Annotated in this window: 3 protein-coding genes; 1 reads left to right on the top strand and 2 read right to left on the bottom strand. The window is 72.4% G+C overall.

Features of this window, described 5'->3' with window-relative positions:
• Window positions 1-54: 54 nt before the first annotated feature.
• Both ACSNOD_RS28415 and ACSNOD_RS28410 read right to left on the bottom strand, forming a co-directional pair.
• Window positions 55-747: a TetR family transcriptional regulator gene (locus ACSNOD_RS28415; RefSeq protein ID WP_436769937.1), complete on the bottom strand. Its 693-nt coding sequence runs from the start codon at window positions 745-747 to the stop codon at window positions 55-57.
• Window positions 744-1793: an acyl-CoA desaturase gene (locus tag ACSNOD_RS28410; protein WP_436769936.1), complete on the bottom strand. Its 1050-nt coding sequence runs from the start codon at window positions 1791-1793 to the stop codon at window positions 744-746. Before ACSNOD_RS28410 ends, ACSNOD_RS28415 begins: the two co-directional genes overlap by 4 nt.
• Window positions 1794-1984: 191 nt before the next feature.
• On the opposite strand from ACSNOD_RS28410, the gene ppc reads away from it, so the two are divergent.
• Window positions 1985-4738, top strand: a complete 2754-nt coding sequence (ppc, locus tag ACSNOD_RS28405) for a phosphoenolpyruvate carboxylase (RefSeq protein WP_436769935.1) — start codon at window positions 1985-1987, stop codon at window positions 4736-4738.
• Window positions 4739-4844 lie beyond the last annotated feature (106 nt).

Raw genomic sequence — 4844 nt, 5'->3', positions numbered from 1 at the left:
CCCCCCCCCCCCCCCCCCCCCCCCCCCCCCCCCCCCGGCCCGGCCGGCCGGCGGTCAGGACCGCCGGTGGCCCACCAGGCGCGGCTTCGCCTCGAGCCCGTCGAGCCCGTGCCACGCCAGATTCACCAGGTGCGCCGCGACCTCCGGCTTCTTGGGCTTGCGCACGTCCAGCCACCACTGCCCGGTCAGGGCCACCATTCCCACCAGCGCCTGCGCGTACAGCGGCGCCAGCTTCGGGTCGAAGCCGCGGGCCTTGAACTCCAGCCCGAGGATGTCCTCGACCTGGGTCGCGATATCGCTGATCAGGGAGGCGAACGTGCCCGTGGACTGCGCCACGGGGGAGTCGCGGACCAGGATGCGGAAGCCGTCCGTATAGGACTCGATGTAGTCGAGCAGCGCGAACGCGGCCTGTTCCAGCAGCTCCCGCGGGTGCCCCGCGGTCAGCGCCCCGGTCACCATGTCCAGCAGCTGCCGCATCTCGCGGTCCACCACGACGGCGTACAGACCCTCCTTGCCGCCGAAGTGCTCGTACACCACCGGCTTGGAGACCCCGGCCTTCGCCGCGATCTCCTCCACCGAGGTGCCCTCGAAGCCCTTCTCGGCGAAGAGGGCGCGACCGATGTCCAGCAACTGCTCCCGGCGCTCCTTGCCGGTCATCCGGACCCGCCGGGCCCGCCGGGCCCCCGCGCTGGAGGTCCGGGATTTCTCGCTGTCGCCACTGCCGTCGATCGCCACGCCGTCAATCATGCCGCCTTCGCGGCGCCGCCCTGGTCCGCGCCCGCGGCCACCGGCTCCTGGGCCTGTCCCTCGGCGGGGTCCTGCCGGCGGGCGTCGAGCCGGGACTCGGAGGGCCAGCGCACGTCGTACGCCCAGCCCAGCTTCTCGAACCAGCGGATCAGCCGGGCGCTGGAGTCGATCTGCCCGCGCATCACGCCGTGCCGGGCCGAGGTGGGGTCGGCGTGGTGCAGGTTGTGCCAGGACTCGCCGCAGGACAGCACGGCCAGCCACCAGACGTTGCCGGAGCGGTCACGGGACTTGAAGGGCCGCTTGCCCACGGCGTGACAGATCGAGTTGATCGACCAGGTCACGTGGTGCAGCAGCGCCACCCGCACCAGGGAGCCCCAGAAGAACGCGGTCACCGCGCCCTGCCAGGACCAGGTCACCAGGCCGCCGACCAGGGCCGGGAACAGCAGCGACACCGTGGTCCACAGCACGAACTGGCGGGAGACGCGGCGGATCGCCGGGTCCTTGATCAGGTCGGGCGCGTATTTCTGCTGCGGGGTTCGCTCCTCGTCGAACATCCAGCCGATGTGCGCCCACCACAGGCCCTTCATCAGGGCCGGCACGGTCTCGCCGAAGCGCCACGGGGAGTGCGGGTCGCCCTCGGCGTCGGAGAACTTGTGGTGCTTGCGGTGGTCGGCGACCCAGCGCACCACCGGCCCCTCGACCGCCAACGACCCGGCGACGGCCAGGGCGATCCGCAGCGGGCGCTTCGCCTTGAAGGAGCCATGGGTGAAGTACCGGTGGTAGCCGATGGTGATCCCATGGCAACCCAGGAAGTACATGAAGGTCATGAGGCCCAGGTCGAGCCAGCTCACCCCCCAGCCCCACGCCAGCGGGACCGCCGCGAGCAGGGCGACGAAGGGGATGGTGATGAACAGCAGCAGCGCGATCTGTTCGATCGAACGCTTGCTGTCCCCTCCGAGCGTGCCCACCGGCAGGGCCTGGGCGGGGGAGGAGGTCGGGCTGTCGGCCTGCGGAGCTTTGTCGATCAGATCGGGGCTAGTGGTCATACAGGAGTCCCTCACGGACTGGGGGCATGGCTACGGAACCGTAACCTACGGCTTCGTAAGTATGGCAGCGCTGAGCGCGCGGGCAAGAGGCCGTGGACAACGACGCGGCGGGCCGCCACCTATCCTGGTGAGCGTCGGACAGCGCGGTCCGCAACCCTCCAGACGTGCTCGACCTGCAAGGAGCCGCACCTGTGAGCAGTGCCGACATCACCCCTCCGGCCGCCGTCGGACCGGAGCCGACGACCGACAACGCACAGTTGCGCGCCGACATCCGCCGTCTCGGTGAATTGCTCGGCGAGACCCTCGTCCGCCAGGAGGGCCAGGACCTCCTCGACCTGGTGGAGCGCGTCCGCGCGCTCACCCGCAGTGACGGCGAGGCGGCCGCGGCCCTGCTGAGCAGGACCGATCCGGAGACCGCGGCCAAGCTGGTGCGCGCCTTCTCCACCTACTTCCATCTGGCGAACGTCACCGAACAGGTGCACCGGGGCAAGGAGCTGCGCGCACGGCGCGCGGCGGAGGGCGGACTGCTGGCGCGCACCGCCGACCGCCTCAAGGACGCCGACCCCGAGCACGTCCGCCGCACCGTGCGGAACCTCAACGTCCGGCCGGTCTTCACCGCCCACCCCACCGAGGCCGCCCGCCGCAGCGTCCTCAACAAGCTGCGCCGGATCGCGGCCCTGCTGGAGGCGCCCCACGACGGCGACCGGCGCCGCACCGACCTGCGGCTCGCCGAGAACATCGACCTCATCTGGCAGACCGACGAGCTGCGCGTGGCCCGCCCCGAGCCGGCCGACGAGTCCCGCAACGCCATCTACTACCTCGACGAACTCCACGCCGGGGCCGTCGGTGACGTCCTGGAGGACCTCGCCGCCGAGCTGGAGCGGGTCGGCGTCGAACTGCCCCCGGGCACCCGGCCCCTGACGTTCGGCACCTGGATCGGCGGCGACCGCGACGGCAACCCCAACGTCACCCCCGAGGTCACCCGCGAGGTGCTGATCCTCCAGCACGAGCACGGCATCACCGACGCCATCGAGCTCGTCGACGGGCTGCGCGGGCTGCTGTCGAACTCCATCCGCTACACCGGCGCCACGGAGGAGCTGCTCGACTCGCTCCGGACCGATCTGGAGCTGCTGCCCGAGATCAGCCCCCGCTACAAGCGGCTCAACGCCGAGGAGCCGTACCGGCTCAAGGCCACCTGTGTCCGGCAGAAGCTCGTCAACACCCGCGAGCGGCTCGCGGCCGGCACCCCGCACCAGCCCGGCCGGGACTACCTCGGCACCGCCGAGCTGCTGCACGACCTGACCCTCATTCAGGAGTCGCTGCGCGCCCACCGCTGCGGGCTCTTCGCCGACGGGCGAATGGACCGCATCATCCGCACGCTGGCCGCCTTCGGGCTCCAGCTCGCCACGATGGACGTCCGCGAGCACGCCGACGCCCACCACCACGCGCTCGGCCAGCTGTTCGACCGGCTCGGCGAGGAGTCCTGGCGCTACGCCGACATGCCCCGCGACTACCGGCGCAAGCTGCTCGCCAAGGAGCTGCGCTCGCGCCGGCCGCTCGCCCCGACCCCGGCGCCGCTGGACGACGCGGGGGCCCGCACGCTCGGGGTGTTCCGCACGGTCGCGGACGCGCTGGAGCGGTTCGGCCCCGAGGTCGTCGAGTCGTACATCATCTCCATGTGCCAGGGCGCGGACGACGTCTTCGCGGCGGCCGTGCTGGCGCGCGAGGCCGGGCTGCTCGACCTCCACGCCGGCTGGGCGAAGATCGGCATCGTGCCGCTGCTGGAGACCACGGACGAGCTCCGCGCGGCCGACGTCATCCTCGACGAGATGCTCGCCGACCCCTCCTACCGGCGGCTGGTCGCCCTGCGCGGCGACGTCCAGGAGGTCATGCTCGGCTACTCCGACTCCTCCAAGTTCGGCGGCATCACCACCTCGCAGTGGGAGATCCACCGGGCGCAGCGGCGGCTGCGGGACGTCGCCCACCGGTACGGCGTACGGCTGCGGCTGTTCCACGGCCGCGGCGGCACGGTCGGCCGCGGTGGCGGCCCCTCCCACGACGCGATCCTCGCGCAGCCGTGGGGCACGCTCGAGGGCGAGATCAAGGTGACCGAGCAGGGCGAGGTCATCAGCGACAAGTACCTGGTGCCGTCGCTGGCCCGGGAGAACCTGGAGCTGACCGTCGCGGCCACGCTCCAGGCGTCCGCGCTGCACACGGCGCCGCGCCAGTCCGACGAGGCGCTGGCGCGCTGGGACGCGGCGATGGACACGGTCTCGGACGCGGCGCACGCGGCGTACCGCCGGCTGGTGGAGGACCCCGATCTGCCGGCGTACTTCTTCGCCTCGACCCCGGTCGACCAGCTCGCCGATCTGCACCTGGGCTCCCGGCCCTCCCGCCGGCCGGACTCCGGCGCCGGCCTGGACGGGCTCCGCGCCATCCCGTGGGTCTTCGGCTGGACCCAGTCCCGGCAGATCGTCCCCGGCTGGTACGGGGTCGGCTCGGGGCTCCGGGCCGCGCGCGAGGCGGGTCTGGACTCGGTGCTGGAGGAGATGCACCAGCGGTGGCACTTCTTCCGCAACTTCCTGTCCAACGTCGAGATGACCCTCGCCAAGACGGACCTGCGGATCGCCCGGCACTACGTGGACACGCTGGTCCCGGCGGAACTGCGGCACGTGTTCGAGGACATCGAGGAGGAGCACGCGCTGACGGTGGCGGAGGTGCTGCGGATCACGGGCGAGAAGGAGCTGCTCGACGCGAATCCGGTGCTCCGGCAGACGCTGCGGGTCCGGGACGCGTACCTCGACCCGATCTCCTACCTCCAGGTCGCGCTGCTGGCGCGGCAGCGGCGGGCGGCGGAGCGGGGCGAGCCGGCGGACCCGCTGCTGTCGCGGGCGCTGCTGCTGACGGTGAACGGGGTGGCGGCGGGGCTCCGCAACACGGGCTGACCTGCGGTCCGCGCCCGACGCCCAATCCCGGGGGCTCCGCCGCCCCGCCCCACCCCTGGTCCCGCGCCTCCGGCGCGGGACCAGAAAAAAGGTTCGGGGGCGGAGC

Origin of the sequence: Streptomyces sp. URMC 123 (assembly GCF_051386515.1) — a bacterium.
GTDB lineage: Bacteria > Actinomycetota > Actinomycetes > Streptomycetales > Streptomycetaceae > Streptomyces.
The sequence above is the reverse complement of the archived record's forward strand: the minus strand, read 5'-3'. Positions and strand labels throughout refer to the sequence as shown.